Raw genomic sequence first — 21,145 nt, forward strand, 5'->3', positions numbered from 1 at the left:
CCTAGAGCAGCGCCCGCAACCGCCGCCAGTCTTCTTCCGCTGCCGCCACCATCGCGCGCCGCAGCAGCCGGCAACGACCGCGATGCCAGAGGGAGCGCCGCCGCGCCTGGTTGCGCCGGCAGGCTTCGAACAGCCAGTCGGGGTCGAAGCCATCCCACACACCCGCCGTCACCCAGGTATTGACCCAGACCACCGGCGCCACCTCCAACCGGTAGATCGCCTCCAGCTCGTCCGGATCATAGCCGCTGATCCGCAGGGTACCCGCGATGGCGGCGAGATCCGCGCCATCCAGTTCGCAATCCAGCCAGAGCTCGGACAGCGCCAGCCAGACGGACTCGCGGACCGGGTCGTTCATTCGTGCCCGAGCAGGAAGCGCGAGACGCGCGTGGCGCTGTCGTCGGGGAACTCCTGCATGAAGCAGTGCCCGCCGTCCACGCTCTGGGCACTGACCGCCGGGTTGCTCGCGCACCAGCGCGCCACCGCCTTGGGCACGAAGGGATAGGTTTTCTCGCCGAATACCACCTGGGTCGGCGTGACTACCTTGCCCAGCGACGGCCACAGGCGTTTCGGGAAGGAACTGAAGATCTCCGCCTCGCGGCTGGGCCGGCACTTGAGCTCGACGCCAGCCGCAACCGGCTTCATCGCATGCTCGACGTAGGCCCACAGCGCATCGTCCGTCCAACCCTTGAAGATGCCCCGGCCATGCAGCCCGGCATACGCCGCCTCGCGGTCCGGCCACTGGCTGCGGCGCGAACGCGCCTTCTGCACCATCGCCCGCCGCTGGTGCAGGCCAAGTACCTCCGAAAGCGCCATCACGCCGATCATCGCCGGGGTGAACAGCACCGGGTCGAGCAGCACCGCGCGCTGGAACAACCCGGGGTGGCGCGCCAGCACCAGGCTGGTCAGCACACCGCCGAAACTGTGGCCGCAGGCGTAGCGCGGCACATCGCCAAACGGCTCTCGTCCGGCCTCGAAGGCTTCCACCGCCATTTCCGCATTGCGGTTCCAGCCGTGAAAACGGCCGCCGTGGTCGCTGTCGCCGTGCCCCTGTACGTCGCACAGCCAGAGATCGAAATCCTCCGCCAGACACTTGAGCATGGGCTCGTAGGCACGGCTGCAGAAGCCGTTGCCGTGGAGGAAGTGCAACAGCGGCTTGCCGCTGGGCGCGCTATGCCAGCCGCGCAAGGTGAAACCGGCGGACCCTTCGTGGGTCCAGGACAGCAACTGCATGGTGGGTCTCCGTCAGGACGTCGCAGTGTAACGACCCATCGCCACGCCGAACCAGTACGCGGACGTGCTATCGTCGCCCTCCTCGCACGATCCTGCGCAAATCGCCGCCGAACATGCCGCTTCCCCGTCCCCTGCGTTTCCTCCTGCTCAGCCTGCTCCTGCTGGCCGGCCTCGTGCTGGCGGTCTACTGGGCCGGCGAACAGGCGCGGCACCGGGCACTGGTCGCCGAAGCGGAGGCCGCCCACGAGCAGCTCGGCCTCTACGCCAACGCCCTGCACACCCTGATAGAGCGCTTCCGCAGCATCCCGGCGGTCCTCGCCCTGGATCCCGACCTGCGCGCCGCCATGCGCGGCCCGGTGACCGGCGAGCTGCAACACCGGCTCAACCTGAAGCTACAGGAAATCAACAGCGCGGCGCGTTCCTCCACCCTCGAACTGCTCGACCACACCGGCCTCGCGGTGGCGGCGAGCAACTGGGACCTGCCGGTCAGCTACGTCGGCCACAACTATGGCTTTCGTCCCTACTTCCGCCAGACCATCGCCCAGGGCGCCGGGCGCTTCTATGCCGTCGGCGTGACCAGCGGAATTCCCGGCTACTTCCTGTCCAACGCGCTGCGCGACGACGATGGCCGCTTCCTCGGCGCCATCGTGGTCAAGCTGGAGTTTCCCGATCTCGAACGGCAGTGGAGCCAGACCCCCGACGTCGTGCTGGTCAGCGACAGCAAGGGCATCGTATTCCTCGCCAACCACCCGCGCTGGCGCTACCGCGAGCTGATGCCGCTGGACGCCGTGGCCCGCGCCGAACTGGCCGACACCCGCCAGTACCACAGGCAACCGCTGAGCGCCCTGCCGCACCGGAACCTCGAACGCATTGGCGACAGCGCCCGTCTGGCGCGGGTCGAAGGCCAGGAGATCGGCGGCGAATACCTCTGGCAGTCGGTCGACCTGCCGGAAGACGACTGGACCCTGCACCTGCTGCGCGACACCCGCGGCATCCAGAGCGATGTCATCAGCGCCCGCCTGGCCGCCGCCGGCGTGTGGCTGGCGCTGGTGTTCCTGATCCTCTGGCTGCAGCAACGGCGGCGACTGGCCCGGCTGCGTCAGCGCAACCAGGAAGAACTGGAGCGCCTGGTCGAGCAGCGCACCGCTGCCCTGCGCACCGCCCAGGATGGCCTCGTGCAGGCTGCCAAGCTCGCAGCGCTGGGGCAGATGTCCGCGGCGCTGGCCCACGAAATCAACCAGCCGCTCACCGCCCAGCGCATGCAACTGGCCAGCGTGCGCCTGTTGCTGGATGCCGGTCGCCAGGACGAAGCCCGCGCGGCGCTGGTGCGGGTAGACGAACTGCTCGAACGCATGGCCGCGCTCACCGGGCACCTCAAGACCTTCGCCCGCAAGACGCCCGGCGGCCTGCGCGAGCGCATCGAGCTGGGCCACGTGATCGAACAGGCGCTGCGCCTGCTAGCCGTGCGCATCCGCGACGAGCGCGTGGAGATCGACCAGACACTCACCACACCGGCCTGGGTGCTGGGCGACGCGATCCGCCTGGAGCAGGTGCTGGTCAACCTGCTGCGCAACGCCCTCGACGCGGTGGCGGGCACCCAACAGCCGCGCATCACCCTGGGCCTGCGCCGCGACGGCAGCCAGTGGTGCCTGGAAGTGGCCGACAACGGCCACGGTATCGCCGAGGAAAATCTCGCCAGCGTGTTCGACCCGTTCTATACCACCAAACCGGTTGGCGAAGGACTGGGCCTCGGGCTGGCGGTATCCTACGGCATCGTCCACGAACTCGGCGGCAGCCTGAGCGCCGCCAACCACGCATCCGGCGGCGCCACGTTCCGCCTGTGCCTGCCCGTAGCCCCCGAAGAAAGCTGAACCATGAGCGAGCACATCCTCTTCGTCGATGACGAAGCCGCCATCCGCGAAGCCGTCCAACAATGGCTGCAACTCTCCGGCTTCGAGGTGCGCCTGTGCGGCAGTGCCGACGAATGCCTGAAAAGCCTGGGGCGTGAGCTGCCGGCCGTGATCATCAGCGATGTGCGCATGCCCGGCACCGACGGCCTGGCGCTGCTAGAACGGCTGCAGCAGCTCGACCGCGACCTGCCGGTGATCATGGTCACCGGGCATGGCGACGTGCCGATGGCGGTGCAGGCCATGCGCCAGGGCGCCTACGACTTCATCGAAAAACCCTTCACCCCCGAACGCTTGCTCGACAGCCTGCGCCGTGCCCTGGAGAAGCGCCGGCTGGTGCAGGAGAACCGCCAGCTACGCGAACAGGCCGCGCTCAAGGACCAGATCGAATCGCGTCTGCTCGGCGTCTCGCGGCCGATGGAAGCGCTACGCCGGCAGATCATGGCATTGGCCGGCACCCCGGTGAACGTGCTGATCCGCGGCGAGACCGGCAGCGGCAAGGAACTGGTGGCCCGCTGCCTGCACGACTTCGGTCCGCGCGCCGGCAAGCCCTTTGTCGCGCTGAACTGCGCGGCGATCCCCGAGCAACTGTTCGAGACCGAACTGTTCGGCCATGAGAGCGGCGCCTTCACCGGCGCCCAGGGCAAGCGCATCGGCAAGCTGGAACACGCCAACGGCGGCAGCCTGTTCCTCGACGAGATCGAAAGCATGCCGCTGGCCCAGCAGGTCAAGCTGCTGCGCGTACTGCAGGAGCAGCAACTGGAGCGCCTGGGCTCCAACCAGAGCATCAAGGTCGACCTGCGGGTGATCGCCGCGACCAAGCCGGACCTGCTGGAAGAAGCACGTGCCGGACGCTTCCGCGAAGACCTGGTGTACCGCCTGAACGTCGCCGAGCTGCGCCTGCCGCCATTGCGCGAGCGGCGCGAAGACGTGCCGCTGCTGTTCGAGCACTACGCCACGCTCGCCTGCGAAAAGTTCGGCCGCGAAAGCGTGCCACTATCGGCCACCCAACTGGCCCGCCTGCTGGCCCACGACTGGCCGGGCAACGTGCGCGAGCTGGCCAACGCCGCCGAGCGCCACGTACTCGGGCTGGACCGCGACGACACCCCCATCGAGCCGGCCGGCAACGGCCTGTTCGAACGCATGGAAGCCTACGAGGCACAGTGCATTGGCCAGGCGCTGGCGCAGTGCAAGGGCGATATCAAGGCAGTGATGGAGCTGCTCGGCCTGCCGCGCCGCACCCTCAACGAGAAGATGCAGCGCCACGGACTGAGCCGCGGAGATTACCTGGGCGAAGACTGAGCAAGCCGCTCGGCGAAGAAGCGGCCGGTACACCAGCGCGCGAGCGGCCACAGGCACGCCAGCAGCAGGAGCGCTGGCGGCAACAGGTAGAACGGCAGGTTGCGGGTGCTAGCCGCGGCGTAGGCCGCGATGGCTACCACGACCGACAACAGCAATCCCGCCGCCCCCCAGATGACCAGCAGCATCAGCGCGGCGCCCAGCACCCGCCCGGCGGAGAAGCGCGGGAGCCGCGCCGGCAGACGCGAAATCACGGCAGCCATCACGATCCCGAACGGCAGTACGCAGCCGCTCAGCAGCAGCATCGACTGCCATCCCGCGCCAAAGCCCAGCGGCAGCGTGGTGTAACTCAATGCAGCGAACAGCCTGTACAGCAGCGCCACGACGACCAGCGCCAGCCCCAGGGCGATCTGCCATGCCGGCAGACCGAGGTTCAGCTCACCGGCCAATCGCCGCGAGCGCCCGCGCGACAGGCGCAAGACCAGCCACAGGGGCAACAGGCAGCCCAGCGCCAGGTTCAGCAGGCTTTCGAACTGGCCATAGAGCAGTACCCAGGAAACGCGTGCGTTGGCGAAGGCCCACTCATGGAACGGCAGGCTCAGGTAGGACAGCGCCGTGCTCGCGATAACGGTGAAGACGAGGTAGAGCACGACGAAACCGGCCAGGAGCACGCCGATCGGCTGGAACCTGGCCACGTCATAGCGCTCGCGCAGGTGGTGCGCCAACAGCAGCACGGCCGCCGCGTGGAGGATCAGCCCGCCGGCCCAGTTGGCCAGCATCATCGGCAGGAATTGCTCCAGGCGATCCCGGAAACCGCCTAGGTCCATGAGCCACTGCGAGCCGACGGTGCCGAGCAAGAGCAGCGCGGATGCAAGCATCATCGCACCGACGAACTGCAGCGGCTGCCGGTTCCCGGGCAAGGCCGAGTCCGCTGGCGGAGCCAGTTCGGCGAGAGGAGTGGCAAAGGGGTTATCGGTGGTCATGGTCGGCATCCTTGTCGAATCCGGCGCTTGGCACGGAACCCGTCCAGCCTACCAGCCCGCAGCGGATACGCCACGGGAGCGGTCCGCAGATTTTCCGCAGGCAAAAAAAAGGCCGCTAAAGCAGCGGCCTTGAGACAGACGTCGATCTGGAGCAATCAAGAATCGGCGTCGGGAAGCTTGCCGGCGGTGAGGCCGGGAACAGCGAACCGGGAAGATCGCACTGTTGGGTCAAGTATATTGACCGAAAAGACAGGAATACAGAGCACCCACAAGGAAAGACTGTTGCAGCTTTTGTAAAAGACGAATTTCGGCCCGGCAAAAAAAACGCCGCATGTCTTATGCGGCGCAAGGCATTGAGAAGCCCGGCTCACGCTCCGGGCCTCCCGGGGGAAGCGATCGATCAGGAGTCGGAGCGGCTGTCGGCGGCGGCCTTGGCAGTCTGCTCGGCGGACTGGGCCTGCTGCTGAGCGATGGCTGCTTCGTTGGCCTTGACCAGTTTGTCGGTCATCAGGCGCGACTCTTCAGCGAAGCTCAGCTGAGTGAAGGACAGCGTGCAAACGGACAGCAGGGCAGCAACATAAAGCGAACGAGACATGGTGAAGATCCTTTCTGAACACCCGATTGGTCGGGGTTGGAGAAAGGTTACGGCGCAACAGTAAGTAGAAAAATAGCTAGCTAACCAACAAAGCGTTGCCTAAAAAGCAACAATCAACGGCGATCGTTCAAGAACCCCGATCCAGAGCGCCCCGTGGCGATCTGTCGCAGACAGGGTGCGGTTCAGGCCCAGTTGACCGGATCGTTGAGAACCGCTTCGTCGTCCTGGAACACCTTGGGCAACTCCTCCTTGAGGAACTCTACCCAGGTGCGGATCTTGGCATCGAGGAAACGCCGCGACGGGTACAGCGCATAGATCTGCCGCACGTGCAGGGTGTGCCGTGGCAACACGCGCACCAGCGTGCGGCGACGCAGCGCCGGCGCCGCGACATAGCTGGGCAGCAGACAGATGCCCATGCCCGCGCTGGCCGCACCGGTAAGCGCCTCGGCGACATTGACCATGAAGGTGTCGCGCGGGCGGATCACGCTCTCCTCGTTGCCTTCCTCGAAGGCCCAGCCTTCCGGGAAGGTCGGGTCCTGCAGACGCAGGCACTGGTGCTGGTGGAGGTCGGCAACGGTCTGCGGAATGCCGCGGCGCTTCAGGTATTCGGGACTGGCGCAGAGCACGCTGTGGATGGTGCCGAGAGTCTGGGCGACGAACTCGGAGTCGGGCAGTTCGCGGTCGCGAGTGATCACCACATCCTGGCCTTCTTCGAGGATATCCGGGTGGCGCTGGGCCAGGGTCAGCTCGATGTAGACTTCGGGGAAGGACTCGCAATAGCGCGAGATCAGCGGGATCAGATGCTGCTGGCCGAGACCGGTCAGCGAGTGCACGCGCAGGCGGCCACGGGGGTTGAGGTGCGCGCCGCTGGCCTCGGCCTCGGCTTCATCGACATCGGCGAGGATTTCCCGGCAGCGCAGCAGGTAGCGCTCGCCGGTTTCGGTCAGCGCCAGGCGGCGGGTGGTGCGGTGCAGCAGGCGCGCTTCGAGTTGCGATTCGAGGTCGGAGACCACACGGGAAACCTGGGCGGTGGAAAGCCCGAGGGCGTTGGCGGCGGCGGTGAAGCTGCCGGCGTCCACCACCCGGACGAAGGCCCGCATTGCGTGAAGTACGTCCATGAGTCCCCCTGCTGTCCGGCACGCTGGAAGCCGTGGGGCATTGTTGCCCTCACCGCAAAACTGAATCGCAGTATAGGGCCGTTTTTTACATATTGTTACCGCGTATAGTGCCCGCCAAGTCGCTGCAGCGACGTTGGGCATACCCAGTCCATCGTACGGCTGCCGATACACCAATCGACAGCCATCTCCCCCGCGCATACCTGGCTGCAGCGACTGACTATTTCTCCAGGGGCGGCCTTCTTCGGAAGACCGCCCTTTTTCATGCCCGCGCTTCAGCGCGGCAGTGGGTAGAGGCGCTCGTCGAACTGGTCCAGGCGCACGAATTCCAGCGGCTGGTCGCTCTCCAGGTGCAGCAGGCGATCCTGGAACTGGCGCAGGAAGTCCACACGCGCATCGTTGCTGATGTACGGCACGTGCCAGGCCACGAACGGCGGCAGCACGCTCATGCCGGTATAGGCCAGGGTGCCTCGCAGGATCGGCCGCAGCATGTCTTCCAGCGGGCCGTGGATGGCACCCTCGCCGAACATGTGGTCGCGCCCGCCGAGGGTCACGCTCACCAGCGCCTTCTTGCCGGCCAGGCCGCCCTGGTCGTAGAAACGCTTGCCGCCGTAGCAGATGCCCGAGACCAGCACGCGATCGAACCAGCCCTTGAGGATGGCCGGCGCGGAGAACCAGTAGATCGGGAAGTTGAAGATCACCAGGTCCGCCCAGAGCAGCTTGTCCAGCTCGGCCTGGATGTCGGCGGCGATGGTCTGGCTCTTCGCGCCTTCGCGCTGCTCCAGCGCGTACACGAGGTAGTCCGGATTGCTGCGCGCACCGAAATCGGCGGCGCTGGCCACCGGGTTCCAGTTCATCGCATAGAGGTCCGAGACCTGCACCTCATGGCCCTGGCCACGCAGGGTTTCCTCGGCCAGTTTGAACAGTGCGGTGCTGAAGGACTGCGGTTCGTTGTGAGCGTGGACGATCAGTACGTTCATGTGGATTCCTGAAGGTTCGAACCTGCCGCTTTCCTGCGGGAAAAGCGGCAGTTATTCACAGCTGGATGGCTTTTAGCTCGACGAACTCGTGCAAGCCCTGCTCGCCCCATTCGCGGCCATTGCCGGATTGCTTGTAGCCGCCGAATGGCGCCCGGTAGTTGAAGGCACCACCGTTGACGAAGCATTGGCCGGCGCGCATCTGCCGGGCGAGCCGCAAGCCATCTTCGCGGTCGCCCGCCCACACGGCGCTGGACAGTCCGAACGGCGAGTCGTTGGCGATGGTGATCGCCTCGGCCTCGTCGGCATAGGGAATCAGGCACAGCACCGGACCGAAGATTTCCTCGCGGGCGATGCGCATCTGGTTGTTCACGCCGGCAAAGATCGTCGGCTGCACGTAATGTCCGCGCTCCAGATGAGCCGGACGCTCGGCGCCGCCGCAGGCCAGTTGCGCGCCCTCTTCCTGCCCGACGCGGATGTAATCGAGCACGGTGCGGCGCTGGCCGCCCGAGCACATCGGGCCGAGGAAGCTGTCGGCGTCCAGCGGGTCGCCCATCTTCAGCGCGAGGGCTTCGGCGCGGGCGATTTCCACGGCTTCGGCATAGCGATGGGCCGGCAGCAGCATGCGCGTCAGCGCGGTACAGGTCTGCCCGGAGTTGATCATCACGTCCTGCACGCCGTGGCGCACGGCGGCGGCCAGGTCGGCATCGGCGGTGATCAGCAACGGCGACTTGCCGCCCAGTTCCAGGCACACACGCTTGACCGTTGGCGCCGCTGCCTCGGAGACCTTGACCCCCGCGCCGGTGGAGCCAGTGAACGACACCATGTCCACGTCCGGGTGGCGCGCCAGGGCTTCGCCGACCTTGGAGCCGGGGCCGCTGACCAGGTTGAACACACCGGCAGGCAGGCCGATGGTGTGGACCATATCAGCCAGCAGGAAGGCGTGCAGCGGGGTGTCCTGGCTGGGCTTGACCACCACGGTACAGCCGGCGGCGAGGGCCGGGGCGAGCTTGCCGATCAACTGGTGCAGCGGGTAGTTCCAGGGGTTGATGAAGGCGCAAACGCCCACCGCCTCCTTCACGATCAGCGAATTGCCGACCTCGCGCACTTCGTCCATGTGCGCGGCCATCTCGGCGTAGCTTTCCAGGCCCTCGATCGGCCCGTCGACCTGCACCATGCGGCACCACTGCACCGGCATGCCCAGCTCGGCGGTGATCAGCGCGGCCATTTCCTCGGCGCGATTCTTCAGTTGCTCGGCCAGCGCGCGGATGTAGCCGGCGCGCACGTGGGACGGGGTCTGCGACCACGCCGGGAAGGCGCGGCGCGCGGCGTCCACCGCGCGGTTCACGTCCGCTTCGCCGCCCAGCGGCACGCGGCCGACGCATTCCTCGGTGGCCGGGTTCTGCACCTCGGCCATGCCCTGCCCCTGCGGCGCCACCCAGGCGCCGTCGATGTAGAGCTGGGTACGGTCATGCATAGCGTTTTTCCTTGAGCAGCTCGGCGGCGCACAGGGCAATACGGCGGCACGCTTCGCGCAGCGGTTCGGCGCCGAGCACCAGGCCGAGGCGGATGTGCCCGGCCGCGCTGGGGCCGAAGGCTTCGCCGGCGAGCACGGAGACGCCGTGGCGGTCCAGCAGCAGGTCGGCGAAGTCCTGGGCGGAAAGCCCGGTGGCGCGGATATCCACCATCACGAACATGCCGCCGTCCGGGCGCAGGGCGCGCACGCCGACACAGTCGGCCAGGCAATCGATCACCAGGTCGCGGCGCTGGCGATAGGCTTCGCGCATGGCTTCCAGTTCCGGCAGCTTCGCTTCGAGCGCGGTGCAGGCGGCGTCCTGGATGAAGTCCGGCGAGCCGTAGAGCATGCACAGCGCGAGGTTTTCCAGGTGCGTGCACAACTCGCGCGGGCCAACCACCCAGCCCACGCGCCAGCCAGTCATGGCGTGGGACTTGGACAGACTGTTGAGGGTCGCGGTGCGCTCGGCCATGCCCGGCAGGCTGGCGGGGCTGATGTGCTCGCCGTCGAACAGCAGCTCGCTGTAGACCTCATCGGAAATCATCCACAGGTCGTGGGTTATGCACAGCTCGGCCAGTTTTTCCCAGGTAGCGCGCGGCAGGCTGGCGCCGGAAGGGTTGTGCGGGCTGTTAATGGCCAGGGCGCGGGTGCGCGGGGTGATCAGCGCGGCGACGTCCTCGGCCTGCACGCGGAAGCCGTGCTCGGAGCGCACCGACACCGGGATCACCTTGGCGCCGCACGCGCCGAACACCGCTTCGTAGGTAACGTACATCGGCTCGGCGACAATCACCTCGTCGCCCGGGTTGAGCACGCACTGCGCCACGGCGTAGAGCGCGCACTGGGCGCCGGCCAGCACCACCACGTCATCGGCGCTGACGGCCTGGCCACTGCGCTGGCTGTGGCGGCGGGCGATGGCTTCGCGCAGCGAGCGCTTGCCGCGCACGTCGGCGTAGTGGGTGTTGCCACCCAGCAGGCTGTCGATGGCCGATTGCACGATGGGCGCCGGGGTATCGAAGTCCGGGTCGCCCACCGACAGCAGCAGTATGTCGTCGCCCTTCTCCATGCGCGCCAGGGCGCGGTAGTGAATGTCCCAGGCGGCGGCGCCGTCGCCGGCGATGCGTTGGGTGAAGTGTGAATATCGCATTCCATTCTCCTGAGCCTGTTCAAGGCCTGTCTGAGCGCCGCTCAGGCAAGGCGAAAGCAGGCGAAAAAGCGCAGTTTGGCGCGCCAAATGAGCATTTTGAGCCTGCTTTCAACGCAGCATGAGCAAGCGCAGGCAGGTATTGGACTGGCTCAGCGGGCGCAGGCGTGTTTCAGCTCGATAAGGGTGACGCCGGGATGGGCGAAGCCGGCGCGCAGGTCGCCCTCCAGTTCGTCCAGGCTCTGCGGCTGGCGCATCTCGCAGCCGTAGGCGCGGCCGAGCAAGGCGAAGTCCGGGTTGCGCGGCAGAACGCCGATGGGTTCGATGTCCAGGCCGATCATGTCGTCGCGGATCTGCCCCAGCGCATCGTTGTTCCACAGCAGCACCACCAGCGGGCTGTCCAGCTCTTCGGTGGCAGTGGCCAGTTCCTGGGCGGTGTAGAGGAAGCCGCCGTCGCCCACCAGCACCAGGCCCGGACGCTCCGGCGCGCCGAACTTGGCGCCGATGCCGGCGGGCACGCCGTAGCCGAGGGTGCCGTAGCCGGTGGGGTGCAGCCAGCCGCGCGGGGCCTTGCTCGGGTACAGGTAGTTGGCGGTGTAGGCCAACTGGGTCATGTCGCTGGCGATGAAGGCGTTGTCCGGCAGCACCTTGGCGATACGCTCGAGGATCGACTGGTGGATCCGTTGCAACGGCGCGTGGCCGGCGTCGATCTGCGCGCGCAGCTCGGCGATGCGCGACTGTGCCTTTGCCGCGTCACGGGCCGCGCCCGGCAATGCGGCGAGCAGCGCCTCGGCGGTGGCCTTGGCGTCGCCCAGCAGCGCCACGGCGCTCGGGTAGAAGTCGTTGAACTTGCGCGAATCGATGTCGACGCGAATCACCTCGCCGGTGAGCGGCAGGCGCTCGCGCCAGTAGTCGGTGTCGGCCATTTCGGTGCCGATGGCGAGGACCACATCGGCCTCGGCGATCATGTCCCAACCGGCCTGGGTGCACAGCGTGGCGCCCGCGGACAGCGGCGCTTCCGGCGCCAGCAGGCCCTTGCCGGCGACGCTGGTGAACAGCGGTGCGGCCAGGCGCTCGCTCAGCGCGGCCAGGGTATCGGCGGCATGCAGCGCGCCGCCGCCGGCGATGATCATCGGGCGCTGGGCGGCCTGGAGTTTATCCACAGCCTGCTTGAGCGCTTCGCTGCTGGGCTGGCCACGGCCGGCGCGGCGCACGACTTCGTTGGTCCAGTCGCGGGCGACCGGGTTGGCCAGCACGTCCAGCGGCACGGAGATATGCACCGGACGCGGGCGCTCGCTGTCGAACACGGCGTAGGCGCGGGCGATCAGCTCGGGCAAATCCTCGGCGCTCAAGGCGACGGCGGAGAACGCGGTGATCGGCGCGGTCATCGCGCGCTGGTCCTGGGTCTCGTGCAGGCAGCCCCAGCCCTTACCCAGGCTGGCGGTGTGGTTGACGCTGGAGATCACCAGCATCGGGATCGAGTCGGCATAGGCCTGGCCGATGGCGGTGGCGGCGTTGGTCACCCCTGGGCCGGTGATGATGAAGGCCACGCCCGGCTTGCCGCTGACCCGCGCATAACCGTCGGCCATGAAGCCGGCGCCCTGCTCGTGGCGAGTCAGCACATGGCGGATGCCGCTACCGGGCAGGCCGCGGTACAGCTCCAGGGTGTGCACGCCGGGAATGCCGAACACGGTGTCGACGCCGTAGTTGGCCAGCAGGCGTACCAGGGCCTGGCCGCCGGTGAGGGTCTTGTCGTTTTGCATGAACGATCTCCCGAATTGTTCTTCGGCGGATAACCGCGAGCGGTTATTCGCCCTACTCGTTGGGGTCGACGCCGAAGGTCCGGCGTGCGCCGCATTTTTGCTTTTCGTAGGACCGAGGGGGGCGCCTAGCCCTTGCTCGCTCCTACAGGGACGTGCGTTTCATTCGGCGGTACGGATCAGCGCGTCCACCGCCACGGCGCCTTCGGCGTCCGCCAGCAGCGGGTTCACGTCCAGTTCCAGCAGGCTGTCCACGTGTTCGCAGGCGTAGTCGGCCACCGCGCGGATGGCCTCCACCACGGCGTCCAGGTTCACCGCCGGGCGGCCACGGAAGCCGGTGAGCAACGGCGCGCTGCGCAGGCTCAGCAGGGCATCGCGGATCGCCGCGCCGGTGGTCGGCAGCAGCAGGCTGCGGCTGTCCTTGAGCAGCTCGACGAGGATGCCGCCGGCGCCCAGCACCAGTGCCAGCCCGAAACCGTTCTCGCGCTTGATGCCAACGATCAGCTCGGCCAGCGGCGGGCTGGCCATGCGCTCCAGCAGCACCTGCTCGAAGGGCACGCCGGGCGCGTGGCGGGCGAGGTTTTCGCGCATGTCGAACAGCGCCGCTTCCAGCGCTGCCTCGTTGCGCAGGTTGAGCGCCACGCCGCCTGCCTCGGTCTTGTGCGGCAGTTGCGCGCTGACCACTTTCAGCGCCAGCGGGAAGCCCACATCGGCAGCGGCTTCACGTGCCTGGGCCGGCGTGCTCAACGCGGCGCGCGGCAGCGGCAGGCCGAAGGGCTTGAGCGCCTGCTTGGACTGCCACTCATCGAGCAGCCGTCCCTGGCTGTCGAGAGTCTGCGGGCACACCGGCACCAGAGCCGCTTCGCCACGGGCCAGCAGCGCTTCGCGACGCTGCCGGTAGTGAGCGATGCGGCCCCAGGCCGCCAGGCCATCTTCCACGCCCTGCAACGCGGCAACGCCACGGGCGTGCAGCAGTTCGCGGGCGTGTTCGGGCAGCAGTTCCGGCAAGGCGGAGGCGATGAAGCCGACCTTGCCGTGGCGCTCCAGCGCCGCACAGTAGAGCTCCAGCAGCAGGTCGCACTGCGGGCGTTCGCCGGTTTCCTCGCCGGGGTAGTCCAGCACCAGCAGGGCGGCGTCGGCGCCGGTCTGCAGGGCGCTGTCCAGCATGCGCTGCAACGCCGGGCCGTCGCCCCAGATGGCGGTGGTGAAGTCCAGCGGGTTGGCGATGTTGGCGTAGTCCGGCAGCACCCGGGCCAGCTCGGCACGCTGCGCGTCGACCAGCTTGGGCAGGGCCAGGCCGTTGCGTTCGGCGTAGTCGGCGATCAGCCCGGCATCACCGCCGGAGCAGGCCAGCGCGGCCAGGCTCGGGCCGGCCGGCAGGTTGCCGCAGGCGGCCGCCTTGAGGGTTTCGATGAAGCTCACCGGGCCGCTGACGCGGATCACGCCGAGACGCTCGAAGAGCGCGTCGTACAGCGCATCGGAGCCGGCCAGCGAGCTGGTGTGGCTGAGCGCGAGTTCGGCGCCAATCTGCGACACGCCGGTCTTCAGCGCGATCACCGGGATGCCCTTCTGCAATGCCTTGAAGGCCGCGCGGGCGAAGCCGGGGACGTTCTTCAGGCCTTCCAGGTGCAGGCCGATGGCGGTGACACGCGGCTCGTCGAGCAGCACATCCATCAGTTCGGCCACACCCAGTTGCGCCTGGTTGCCCACCGAGGCCATGTAGGCGATGGGCAGCGAGCGGTCGCTCATGGACAGGTTGTAGGCGAAGTTGCCGCTCTGGGTCAGCACCGCCACGCCCTTTTCCACCAGGTGCCCGCCGTGGGCCACCGGCCACAGCGCTGCGCCGTGCAGGTAGTCGAGCAGACCGTAGCAGTTGGGGCCGAGCAGGGCCATGTCGCCGGCGCTGGCGAGCAGGCGGCGCTGCAAGGCTTCGCCCTCGGCACCGGTCTCGGCGAAGCCGGAGGCATAGCAGATGGCACCACCAGCATCCCTGGCGGCCAGCTCGGCCACGGCTTGCACAGTCAGGTCGCGGTTGGTGGCGACGAACACTGCGTCCGGCCCCTCGGGCAGTTCGGCGATGCTGCGTACGCAGGGCACGCCTTCGAGTTCGTCGTATTGCGGGTTGACCAGCCACATCTCCCCGGCGAAACCGCCCTCGGCGCAGCGCTTGAGCGCGCGCGCCATGCTGCGGCCGCCGATGAAGGCCAGGTGCCGGGGCGCCAGCAGGCGTTGCAGGTTTTCGCGTTTCATCGCAGTGGCCTCAGCGCAGCAGCGGGCGCAGCAGTTCGCGGGAAATGATGTGGCGCTGGATTTCCGAGGTGCCTTCCCAGATGCGCTCGATGCGCGCGTTGCGCCAGATGCGCTCCACCGGGCCTTCGTCCATCAGGCCCATGCCACCGAAGATCTGCACGGTCTCGTCGGCGACCTTGCCCAGCACTTCGCTGGCGAACAGCTTGGCCATGCCGGCCTCGCCGTCGGTCATGCTGCCGCGGTCCATCTTCCAGGCGGTGTGCAGGGTCATCAGCTCGGCGGCGCGGATCTGCGTGGCCATGTCGGCGAGCTTGAAGGAGATGCCCTGGTAGCTGCCGATGGCCGCACCGAACTGCTTGCGGTCGGCCGACCATTGCAGCGCCAGGTCCAGCGCGCGCTGGGCCTGGCCGACACAGTTGGCGGCGACCATCACGCGGCCTGCGGTGAGCCAGGCGTTGGCCACTTCCCAGCCCTTGTCGACTTCGCCCAGCACCTTGGAGGCCGGCACGCGGCAGTCGTCGAAGAAGATTTCGTAGGTGTGGTAGCCCTTGTTGCTCACGCATTTCGGGCCGCGGCGCACGGTCATGCCGGCGGTGCCCTTGTCCACCAGGAAGGCGGTCACGGCGTTGCGCTTCTTGCCGTTGCGCTCGAAGGTGTCGGTCACAGCGAAGACGATGGCGAAGTCGGCGTGGCCGGCATGGCTGATGAAGTGCTTGGAGCCGTTGATCACGAAGTCGTCGCCGTCACGCACGGCGCGGGTCTTGATCGAGTTGGCGTCGGAGCCGGCGCCCGGCTCGGTGAGGGCGAAGCAGTCGATCTTCTCGCCCTGCACCACCGGCAGCAGGTAGTCCTGGATCTGCTCGCCCTTGCAGGCCATGAGGATCTTCGAGGGACGCGCGACGAACACGTGCAGCGCCCAGGAGACCTTGGACAGTTCGCGCTCGACCAGCGCCTGGGACAGGTAGTCCAGGCCGCCGCCGCCCACTTCCTCGGGCATGTTGAAAGCATAGAAGCCCGCCGCCAGCGCCTTGCCGCGAATCTGCGCGGCCAGTTCCGGGGACACCGCGTCGGCGCGGTCCACTTCTTCCTCATGAGGCAGCAGTTCTTTCTCGACGAAGGCGCGAACGGCCTCCACCAGCATTTCCTGTTCCTGGGTCAGTTGGAAATCCATCACGTCACCTGCAGCCGTCAGCGGCCTTTGAATTGGGGGGAGCGTTTTTCGGCCACGGCGCGCAGTGCTTCGGCGGCATCCTCGCTGCGGCCACAGAGCAGCCCGGCGGCCTGCTCGGCCTCCAGTTGCTGGGCCAGGGTGCGGGCGGCGCCGTCGCGCATCAGGCGCTTGGTCTGGGCGAAGGCGAAGGTCGGGCCGGCTGCCAGGCGTGCGGCGAATTCGCCGACGTGCTCCAGCAGTTGTTCATCGGCAACCACTTCGCCGACCAGGCCGGCGTTCAGTGCGCGCTCGGCGTTCCACAGTTCGTCGAGGAACAGCAGGCGCTTGGCCGCTTCGCTGCCGATCAGGCGCGGCAGATGCCAGCTCGCGCCGGCGTCCGGGCAGTAGGCCATGCCGGTGTAGCCGGCCTTGAAGCGCGCGGAGGCGCCGGCGATGCGGAAGTCGCAGCACAGGCTCAGGTCCATCCCGGCGCCTACGGCGGTGCCGTTGACGGCGGCGATGGTCGGCTTGTCGAGACCGTGCAGGCGGCGCATCAGGGCGTGGGCGGTTTCGGTCCAGCCGTAGGTTTCCAGCTCGCCACGGGCTTCGGCCTCGGCCCATTCGGCGAGGTCGGCGCCGGCGCAGAAGCTGCGGCCTTCGCCGGTAAGCACGATGACACGCACGGCCGCATCGGCCTCATGGGCGTCGAGCAGAGCCAGCAGGTTCCTGAGTGTAGGGACGTCGAGCGCGTTGCGCTGCTCGGGGCGGTTCAGGGTGATCCAGGCGATGCCGTCCTGGACCCGGCTGAGCGGGGATGGCTGAGTCATGCTGCCCTCGTTCTTGTAGTCGATTGTGTTGAGGCGTTGAGCCAATACTAAACAAGTGTTCAGCAAGCCGGCAATCCACCCGAATGGGTGGCTTGTAACGGCCTGCGAACACGCGGGAACGCCGCGCGGCGCGGGGGCTGCCGGCGTTTGGAGGACAATCGGGGGAGCGCTTGTTACAACTTCGAACAATCGCGGAGGACGGCGCGGCGGAGGGTCGCCGCGCGCGGGGTCAGTCCTGGCTGTGCACCACGACCAGCAGTTCGGCCTGCTCATCGCCCAGGGAGCGCAGGCGGTGCGGTTTCTGCGCGTTGAAGTGCAGCGCGTCGCCGGTTTCCAGGGTCAGGCGTTCGGACATGAAGTCCACCTCCACCCGCCCCCGGTGAACGAAGATGAATTCCTCGCCCAGGTGCTCCTTGAACGTCGAGTGGCTGAAGTCAGCCGGCGGATAGACGATGAACGGCAATAGCGCGCGGTCGCCGATCTGCCGGGCCAGCGATGCATAGGCCGGGCCTTCGTCGTCGCGCGCCAGCGACTGACGCTCGCCGCTGCGCACCAGGCTGTAGCCCTCGGCGGCGCCGCTTTCCTCGGCGAACAGTTCTTCCACCTGGACGTTGAGCGCCTTCGACAGCTTGAGCGCCGTGGCAATCGACGGCGTGCTCAGCCCGCGCTCGACCTTGGACAGGTAGCTCTTGGTCATGCCGGTCTTGTCGGCCAGCGTCTCCAGGGTGATCCCCAGTTTTTTTCTCAGCAATTTCAATCGCATGGACATGCAGAACGCCCCTTGGCGCCGGTGCGGGAAACTTTTCTCTTGCCAATGACACATTGTGTCATTTAGCTTGATTTGTGTCATTGCAACGCAACCGAAATGACCGCGAGCCCCACTCGCGTCCATCCCGAACAGAGGAAGACTCTCATGGCGACAACCATGCACCTCCCCAAGGACCAGTTGATCCAGCACGCCGAACGGCAAATGCAGACCAGCCTGGCCGATAATACGTGGACTGCCCGGCAAAAACTGGCCCTGACCTGCCGGATTCTCTTCGACGGCGGCCACGACTCGGGCCTGGCCGGGCAGATCACCTGCCGCGCGGAACAGCCCGGCACCTACTACACCCAGCGCCTGGGGCTGGGCTTCGACGAGATTTCCTCCGGCAACCTGCTGCTGGTCGACGAAGACCTCAAGGTGCTCCAGGGCCAGGGCATGGCCAACCCGGCCAACCGCTTCCACAGCTGGGTGTACCGCGCCCGCCCGGACGTCAACTGCATCATCCACACCCACCCGCTGCACGCCGCCGCGCTGTCGATGCTGGAAGTGCCGCTGGAGGTGTCGCACATGGACCTCTGCCCGCTGTTCGACGACTGCGCCTTCCTCAAGGACTGGCCGGGCGTGCCGGTGGGCAACGAGGAAGGCGAGATCATCTCCGCCGCCCTGGGCGACAAGCGCGCCATCCTGCTCTCCCACCACGGCCTGCTGGTGACCGGTTCGAGCATCGAGGAAGCCTGCGTGGTGGCGATGCTGTTCGAGCGTGCCGCGAAGATGCAGTTGCTGGCGATGGCCGCCGGCAAGATCAAGCCGATACCCCAGGCCCTGGGCAAGGAAGCGCACGACTGGATCTCCACGCCCAAGCGCCACGGCGCCGCCTTCAGCTACTACGCCCGGCGCAGCCTGCGCGAGCACGGCGAATGCCTGAGCTGACCGGCCTCCCACTCCGATAACGACAAAGCCACTTACCCACAAGTGCCCCAGGTGCAACCATGTCCTCGACCATCCTCCACGGCATCATCGGCTACACCATCACTCCCTTCGGCTCCGACGGTACGCTCGACCTGCCGGCGCTCGGCCGCTCCATCGAACGGCTGCTCGCCGGCGGCGTGCATGCCATCGCGCCGCTGGGCAGCACCGGCGAAGGTGCCTACCTCAGCGACCCGGAATGGGACGCGGTGGTGGAATTCAGCCTGAAGACCATCGCCGGCCGTGTTCCCACCATCGTCAGCGTGTCCGACCTCACCACTGCCCGCACGGTGCGCCGCGCGCGCTTCGCCGAACGCCTCGGCGCCACCGCGGTGATGGTGCTACCGGTGTCCTACTGGAAGCTCAACGAAGCGGAAATCCTCGCCCACTACCGCGCGGTGGGCGAGGCGATCGGCATTCCGGTGATGCTCTATAACAACCCGGGCACCAGCGGCACCGACCTGCCGGTGGAGCTGATCCTGCGGATCGTCAACGAAGTGGAGAACGTCACGATGGTCAAGGAGAGCACCGGCGACATCCAGCGCATGCACCGCCTGCGCCTGCTCTCCGACGGCCAGGTGGCGTTCTACAACGGCTGCAACCCACTGGCGCTGGAAGCGCTGGTGGCCGGGGCGAAAGGCTGGTGCACGGCAGCGCCCAACCTTATCCCGGAGCACAACCGCGCGTTGTACGAAGCGGTGCAGGAAGGACGCATGGAGGATGCGCGGGAGTCGTTCTATCGGCAGTTGGCGGTGCTCGACTACATCACCCGCCGTGGCCTGCCGACCACCATCAAGGCAGGGTTGCGCATGACCGGCCTGGAGGTCGGCGTGCCGCGCCTGCCGTTGCAGGAGCTGGACGGCGACGGCCAGCGCTATCTGCAGGGACTGCTGACAGCACTGCAATGAGGCATGACTGCCCCGCCCGCGTCAGCCGCGCGCGGGGCTCTTCTCCATTCAACCCACGCTCAACGCCGCCTCGCTGACCACCTGCGGGCGCTTGCGCTTGAGCACGTAGTAGGCCAGGTAGCAGGCCGCCATGAAGCCGAAGCCCCAGTACAGCGACGGGCGCTGGGTCGGGTCCATCGCCAGGAACACGAACAGCGAGCAGCAGATCGCGATGCACGCCAGCGGAATCAACGGGAACAGCGGCGCCGCGTACTTGAGGTCAGCCACCGTGCCGCCCTTGGCCATGTGCTCGCGGCGGAAGCGGTACTGCGCGTAGGCGATGACGATCCAGGTGACCGTACCGGACATCCCGCTCACCGCCATCAGCACCATGAACAGCGTGTCGGCGGCGACGATGCTGGTCAGCAGCGACAGCAGCGCGAAGGCCAGGCTGATCAGCAGCGCGTAGAGCGGCACGCCACGGGCGCTGAGTTTCGACAGCTTGCGAGGCGCCATGCCGGTCTTGGACATCGCCCAGAGGATGCGGGTGGAAGCGTAGAGGCCCGAGTTACCCACCGAGAGAATCGCGGTGAGAATCACGAAGTTCATCAGGTCGGCGGCGTAGGGAATGCCAACCATGTCGAACACCTGCACGAACGGGCTCTCCATCAGCCCGGCTTTCTGCCACGGCACGATGCAGGAGAGCACGGCAATCGCCAGCACATAGAAGATCAGCACGCGGAACACCACGTTGCGCACGGCACGCGGGATGCTCTTTTCCGGCTGGTCGGTCTCGCCGGCGGCGACACCCATGATCTCGCAGCCCTGGAAGGCGTACACCACCGTCATCATCACCGCGAACACCGCGGACAGACCGTTGGGGAACAGGCCGTCGCTGATCAGGTTGTGCAGCCCCGGAGCAGCCGCGCCGTCGTTCAGCGGGATGGCGCCGAAGATCACCAGCACGCCGACCACGATGAAGGCCAGGATGGCCGCGACCTTGATGCCCGAGAACCAGTATTCGGCCTCGCCGAAGGCTCGGGTGGCCAGGGCATTGAGGGAGAACAGCACGATCACGAAGAAGCCCGACCACAGCCAGATCGGCACATCGGGGAACCAGCGGGTCATCAGCATGCCGGCGGCAGTGAACTCCAGGCCGACGGTGGAGGCCCAGCTCATCCAGTAGACCCAGCCGATCATGAACCCGGTGGCCGGGCCGATGAAGCGTGTGGCGTGGGCCTGGAAGGAGCCGGAAACCGGCATCTGCACCGACAGCTCGCCCAGGCAGACCATCACCAGGTACATCAGCAGGCCCGCGACCAGGTAGGCGAGGATGGCGCCCATCGGGCCGCCGGAATTGATGGTGACACCCGAGCCCATGAACAGGCCGGTGCCGATCACGCCGCCCAGCGAGAGCATGAAGATGTGGCGACTCTTGAGCGCTCGGGTGAGCTGGATACGATCTTTTTCCTGGGACGCTTGCAGCTCAGACATGGCACACCTCCGCAATGCGGCGGGCGCGGCTGAGCAGAACTCTACGTTGGATCATTATTGTTATCTCCAATCAGTCAGAGGCCGTGGCTCGGGCACGGATGCCACCGGATTATTGGAAGACGATGTAAGGCGCCGTTGTTCGGCAGGATCGAAGTTGTAGAAAGATGTAAGGATTTTGTGCAGGGCGCGCGGGGCGGGGTTTTCAGATAGTTGCTCGCTCCCACAACGTAAAGTGAGCCCGGCATCCCCTGTAGGGCGCATAACGCGCCAGCGTTATCCGCC

General features: G+C 67.1%; 18 protein-coding genes. 4 read left to right on the forward strand and 14 right to left on the reverse strand.

Features of this window, described 5'->3' with window-relative positions; all coding sequences use genetic code 11:
* Nucleotide 1: 1 nt before the first annotated feature.
* Both OU419_RS28405 and OU419_RS28410 read right to left on the reverse strand, forming a co-directional pair.
* Complete coding sequence (locus tag OU419_RS28405; protein ID WP_254469612.1) at nt 2-355, reverse strand: DUF7079 family protein; 354 nt, start codon at nt 353-355, stop codon at nt 2-4.
* Nucleotides 352-1,230, reverse strand: a complete 879-nt coding sequence (locus OU419_RS28410) for an alpha/beta fold hydrolase (RefSeq protein ID WP_254469613.1) — start codon at nt 1,228-1,230, stop codon at nt 352-354. Before OU419_RS28410 ends, OU419_RS28405 begins: the two co-directional genes overlap by 4 nt.
* 113 nt (nt 1,231-1,343) lie before the next feature.
* Between OU419_RS28410 and OU419_RS28415 the strand changes: the two genes are divergently transcribed.
* Nucleotides 1,344-3,101, forward strand: coding sequence for a sensor histidine kinase (locus OU419_RS28415; RefSeq protein WP_254469614.1), 1,758 nt, complete (start codon nt 1,344-1,346; stop codon nt 3,099-3,101).
* Nucleotides 3,102-3,104: 3 nt separating this feature from the next.
* Nucleotides 3,105-4,439: a sigma-54-dependent transcriptional regulator gene (locus OU419_RS28420; RefSeq protein WP_254469615.1), complete on the forward strand. Its 1,335-nt coding sequence runs from the start codon at nt 3,105-3,107 to the stop codon at nt 4,437-4,439.
* Here OU419_RS28420 and OU419_RS28425 read toward each other — a convergent pair.
* From OU419_RS28425 to OU419_RS28475, 11 genes are all read right to left on the reverse strand, one after another.
* Nucleotides 4,421-5,419, reverse strand: a complete 999-nt coding sequence (locus OU419_RS28425; RefSeq protein WP_254469616.1) for a hypothetical protein — start codon at nt 5,417-5,419, stop codon at nt 4,421-4,423. The genes OU419_RS28420 and OU419_RS28425 overlap by 19 nt on opposite strands.
* Nucleotides 5,420-5,819: 400 nt before the next feature.
* Nucleotides 5,820-6,014 carry a hypothetical protein gene (locus tag OU419_RS28430; protein ID WP_254469617.1) on the reverse strand — a complete coding sequence of 65 codons (195 nt, stop codon included), beginning with the start codon at nt 6,012-6,014 and terminating at the stop codon, nt 5,820-5,822.
* A 182-nt stretch (nt 6,015-6,196) separates the two neighbouring features.
* Nucleotides 6,197-7,132, reverse strand: a complete 936-nt coding sequence (locus tag OU419_RS28435) for a LysR family transcriptional regulator (RefSeq protein ID WP_254469618.1) — start codon at nt 7,130-7,132, stop codon at nt 6,197-6,199.
* Between the two features lie 272 nt (nt 7,133-7,404).
* Nucleotides 7,405-8,109: an NAD(P)H-dependent oxidoreductase gene (locus OU419_RS28440; RefSeq protein WP_254469619.1), complete on the reverse strand. Its 705-nt coding sequence runs from the start codon at nt 8,107-8,109 to the stop codon at nt 7,405-7,407.
* A 55-nt stretch (nt 8,110-8,164) separates the two neighbouring features.
* Complete coding sequence (locus tag OU419_RS28445) at nt 8,165-9,583, reverse strand: aldehyde dehydrogenase family protein (RefSeq protein ID WP_254469620.1); 1,419 nt, start codon at nt 9,581-9,583, stop codon at nt 8,165-8,167.
* Complete coding sequence (locus OU419_RS28450; RefSeq protein WP_254469621.1) at nt 9,576-10,766, reverse strand: pyridoxal phosphate-dependent aminotransferase; 1,191 nt, start codon at nt 10,764-10,766, stop codon at nt 9,576-9,578. Before OU419_RS28450 ends, OU419_RS28445 begins: the two co-directional genes overlap by 8 nt.
* A 149-nt stretch (nt 10,767-10,915) precedes the next feature.
* Complete coding sequence (locus OU419_RS28455; protein WP_254469622.1) at nt 10,916-12,526, reverse strand: 5-guanidino-2-oxopentanoate decarboxylase; 1,611 nt, start codon at nt 12,524-12,526, stop codon at nt 10,916-10,918.
* Nucleotides 12,527-12,685: 159 nt separating this feature from the next.
* On the reverse strand, nt 12,686-14,773 hold the full coding sequence (locus OU419_RS28460) for an acetate--CoA ligase family protein (RefSeq protein WP_254469623.1): 2,088 nt from the start codon (nt 14,771-14,773) through the stop codon (nt 12,686-12,688).
* Nucleotides 14,774-14,783: 10 nt separating this feature from the next.
* The gene (locus OU419_RS28465) at nt 14,784-15,944 is read right to left on the reverse strand and encodes an acyl-CoA dehydrogenase family protein (protein WP_254469624.1); all 1,161 of its coding nucleotides are present in this window, start codon (nt 15,942-15,944) and stop codon (nt 14,784-14,786) included.
* A gap of 17 nt (nt 15,945-15,961) precedes the next feature.
* The gene (locus OU419_RS28470; RefSeq protein ID WP_254469625.1) at nt 15,962-16,750 is read right to left on the reverse strand and encodes an enoyl-CoA hydratase/isomerase family protein; all 789 of its coding nucleotides are present in this window, start codon (nt 16,748-16,750) and stop codon (nt 15,962-15,964) included.
* A gap of 229 nt (nt 16,751-16,979) precedes the next feature.
* Nucleotides 16,980-17,519, reverse strand: a complete 540-nt coding sequence (locus tag OU419_RS28475; protein WP_254469626.1) for a helix-turn-helix domain-containing protein — start codon at nt 17,517-17,519, stop codon at nt 16,980-16,982.
* Between the two features lie 144 nt (nt 17,520-17,663).
* Here OU419_RS28475 and OU419_RS28480 point away from each other — a divergent pair, with 144 nt between their 5' ends.
* A complete protein-coding gene (locus OU419_RS28480; protein WP_254469627.1) occupies nt 17,664-18,446 on the forward strand; it encodes an aldolase in 783 nt (260 codons plus the stop codon).
* A gap of 59 nt (nt 18,447-18,505) precedes the next feature.
* The gene (locus OU419_RS28485) at nt 18,506-19,390 is read left to right on the forward strand and encodes a dihydrodipicolinate synthase family protein (protein WP_254469628.1); all 885 of its coding nucleotides are present in this window, start codon (nt 18,506-18,508) and stop codon (nt 19,388-19,390) included.
* A gap of 48 nt (nt 19,391-19,438) precedes the next feature.
* Here OU419_RS28485 and OU419_RS28490 read toward each other — a convergent pair whose 3' ends face one another.
* Nucleotides 19,439-20,863, reverse strand: a complete 1,425-nt coding sequence (locus tag OU419_RS28490) for an amino acid permease (protein ID WP_254469629.1) — start codon at nt 20,861-20,863, stop codon at nt 19,439-19,441.
* Between the last annotated feature and the right edge of the window lie 282 nt (nt 20,864-21,145).

The sequence above is a fragment of the Pseudomonas triclosanedens genome (genome assembly GCF_026686735.1).
Lineage (GTDB): Bacteria > Pseudomonadota > Gammaproteobacteria > Pseudomonadales > Pseudomonadaceae > Pseudomonas > Pseudomonas triclosanedens.

Excerpts from the sequence above, each read along its gene's own strand:
- OU419_RS28450 (WP_254469621.1), bottom strand. The coding sequence starts at position 10,766 with ATGCGATATTCACACTTCACCCAACGCATCGCCGGCGACGGCGCCGCC.
- OU419_RS28445 (WP_254469620.1), bottom strand. The coding sequence starts at position 9,583 with ATGCATGACCGTACCCAGCTCTACATCGACGGCGCCTGGGTGGCGCCG.
- OU419_RS28430 (WP_254469617.1), bottom strand. The coding sequence starts at position 6,014 with ATGTCTCGTTCGCTTTATGTTGCTGCCCTGCTGTCCGTTTGCACGCTG.
- OU419_RS28470 (WP_254469625.1), bottom strand. The coding sequence starts at position 16,750 with ATGACTCAGCCATCCCCGCTCAGCCGGGTCCAGGACGGCATCGCCTGG.
- OU419_RS28455 (WP_254469622.1), bottom strand. The coding sequence starts at position 12,526 with ATGCAAAACGACAAGACCCTCACCGGCGGCCAGGCCCTGGTACGCCTG.
- OU419_RS28405 (WP_254469612.1), bottom strand. The coding sequence starts at position 355 with ATGAACGACCCGGTCCGCGAGTCCGTCTGGCTGGCGCTGTCCGAGCTC.
- OU419_RS28485 (WP_254469628.1), top strand. The coding sequence starts at position 18,506 with ATGTCCTCGACCATCCTCCACGGCATCATCGGCTACACCATCACTCCC.
- OU419_RS28425 (WP_254469616.1), bottom strand. The coding sequence starts at position 5,419 with ATGACCACCGATAACCCCTTTGCCACTCCTCTCGCCGAACTGGCTCCG.
- OU419_RS28420 (WP_254469615.1), top strand. The coding sequence starts at position 3,105 with ATGAGCGAGCACATCCTCTTCGTCGATGACGAAGCCGCCATCCGCGAA.
- OU419_RS28480 (WP_254469627.1), top strand. The coding sequence starts at position 17,664 with ATGGCGACAACCATGCACCTCCCCAAGGACCAGTTGATCCAGCACGCC.
- OU419_RS28460 (WP_254469623.1), bottom strand. The coding sequence starts at position 14,773 with ATGAAACGCGAAAACCTGCAACGCCTGCTGGCGCCCCGGCACCTGGCC.
- OU419_RS28490 (WP_254469629.1), bottom strand. The coding sequence starts at position 20,863 with ATGTCTGAGCTGCAAGCGTCCCAGGAAAAAGATCGTATCCAGCTCACC.
- OU419_RS28475 (WP_254469626.1), bottom strand. The coding sequence starts at position 17,519 with ATGTCCATGCGATTGAAATTGCTGAGAAAAAAACTGGGGATCACCCTG.
- OU419_RS28415 (WP_254469614.1), top strand. The coding sequence starts at position 1,344 with ATGCCGCTTCCCCGTCCCCTGCGTTTCCTCCTGCTCAGCCTGCTCCTG.
- OU419_RS28435 (WP_254469618.1), bottom strand. The coding sequence starts at position 7,132 with ATGGACGTACTTCACGCAATGCGGGCCTTCGTCCGGGTGGTGGACGCC.
- OU419_RS28440 (WP_254469619.1), bottom strand. The coding sequence starts at position 8,109 with ATGAACGTACTGATCGTCCACGCTCACAACGAACCGCAGTCCTTCAGC.
- OU419_RS28465 (WP_254469624.1), bottom strand. The coding sequence starts at position 15,944 with ATGGATTTCCAACTGACCCAGGAACAGGAAATGCTGGTGGAGGCCGTT.
- OU419_RS28410 (WP_254469613.1), bottom strand. The coding sequence starts at position 1,230 with ATGCAGTTGCTGTCCTGGACCCACGAAGGGTCCGCCGGTTTCACCTTG.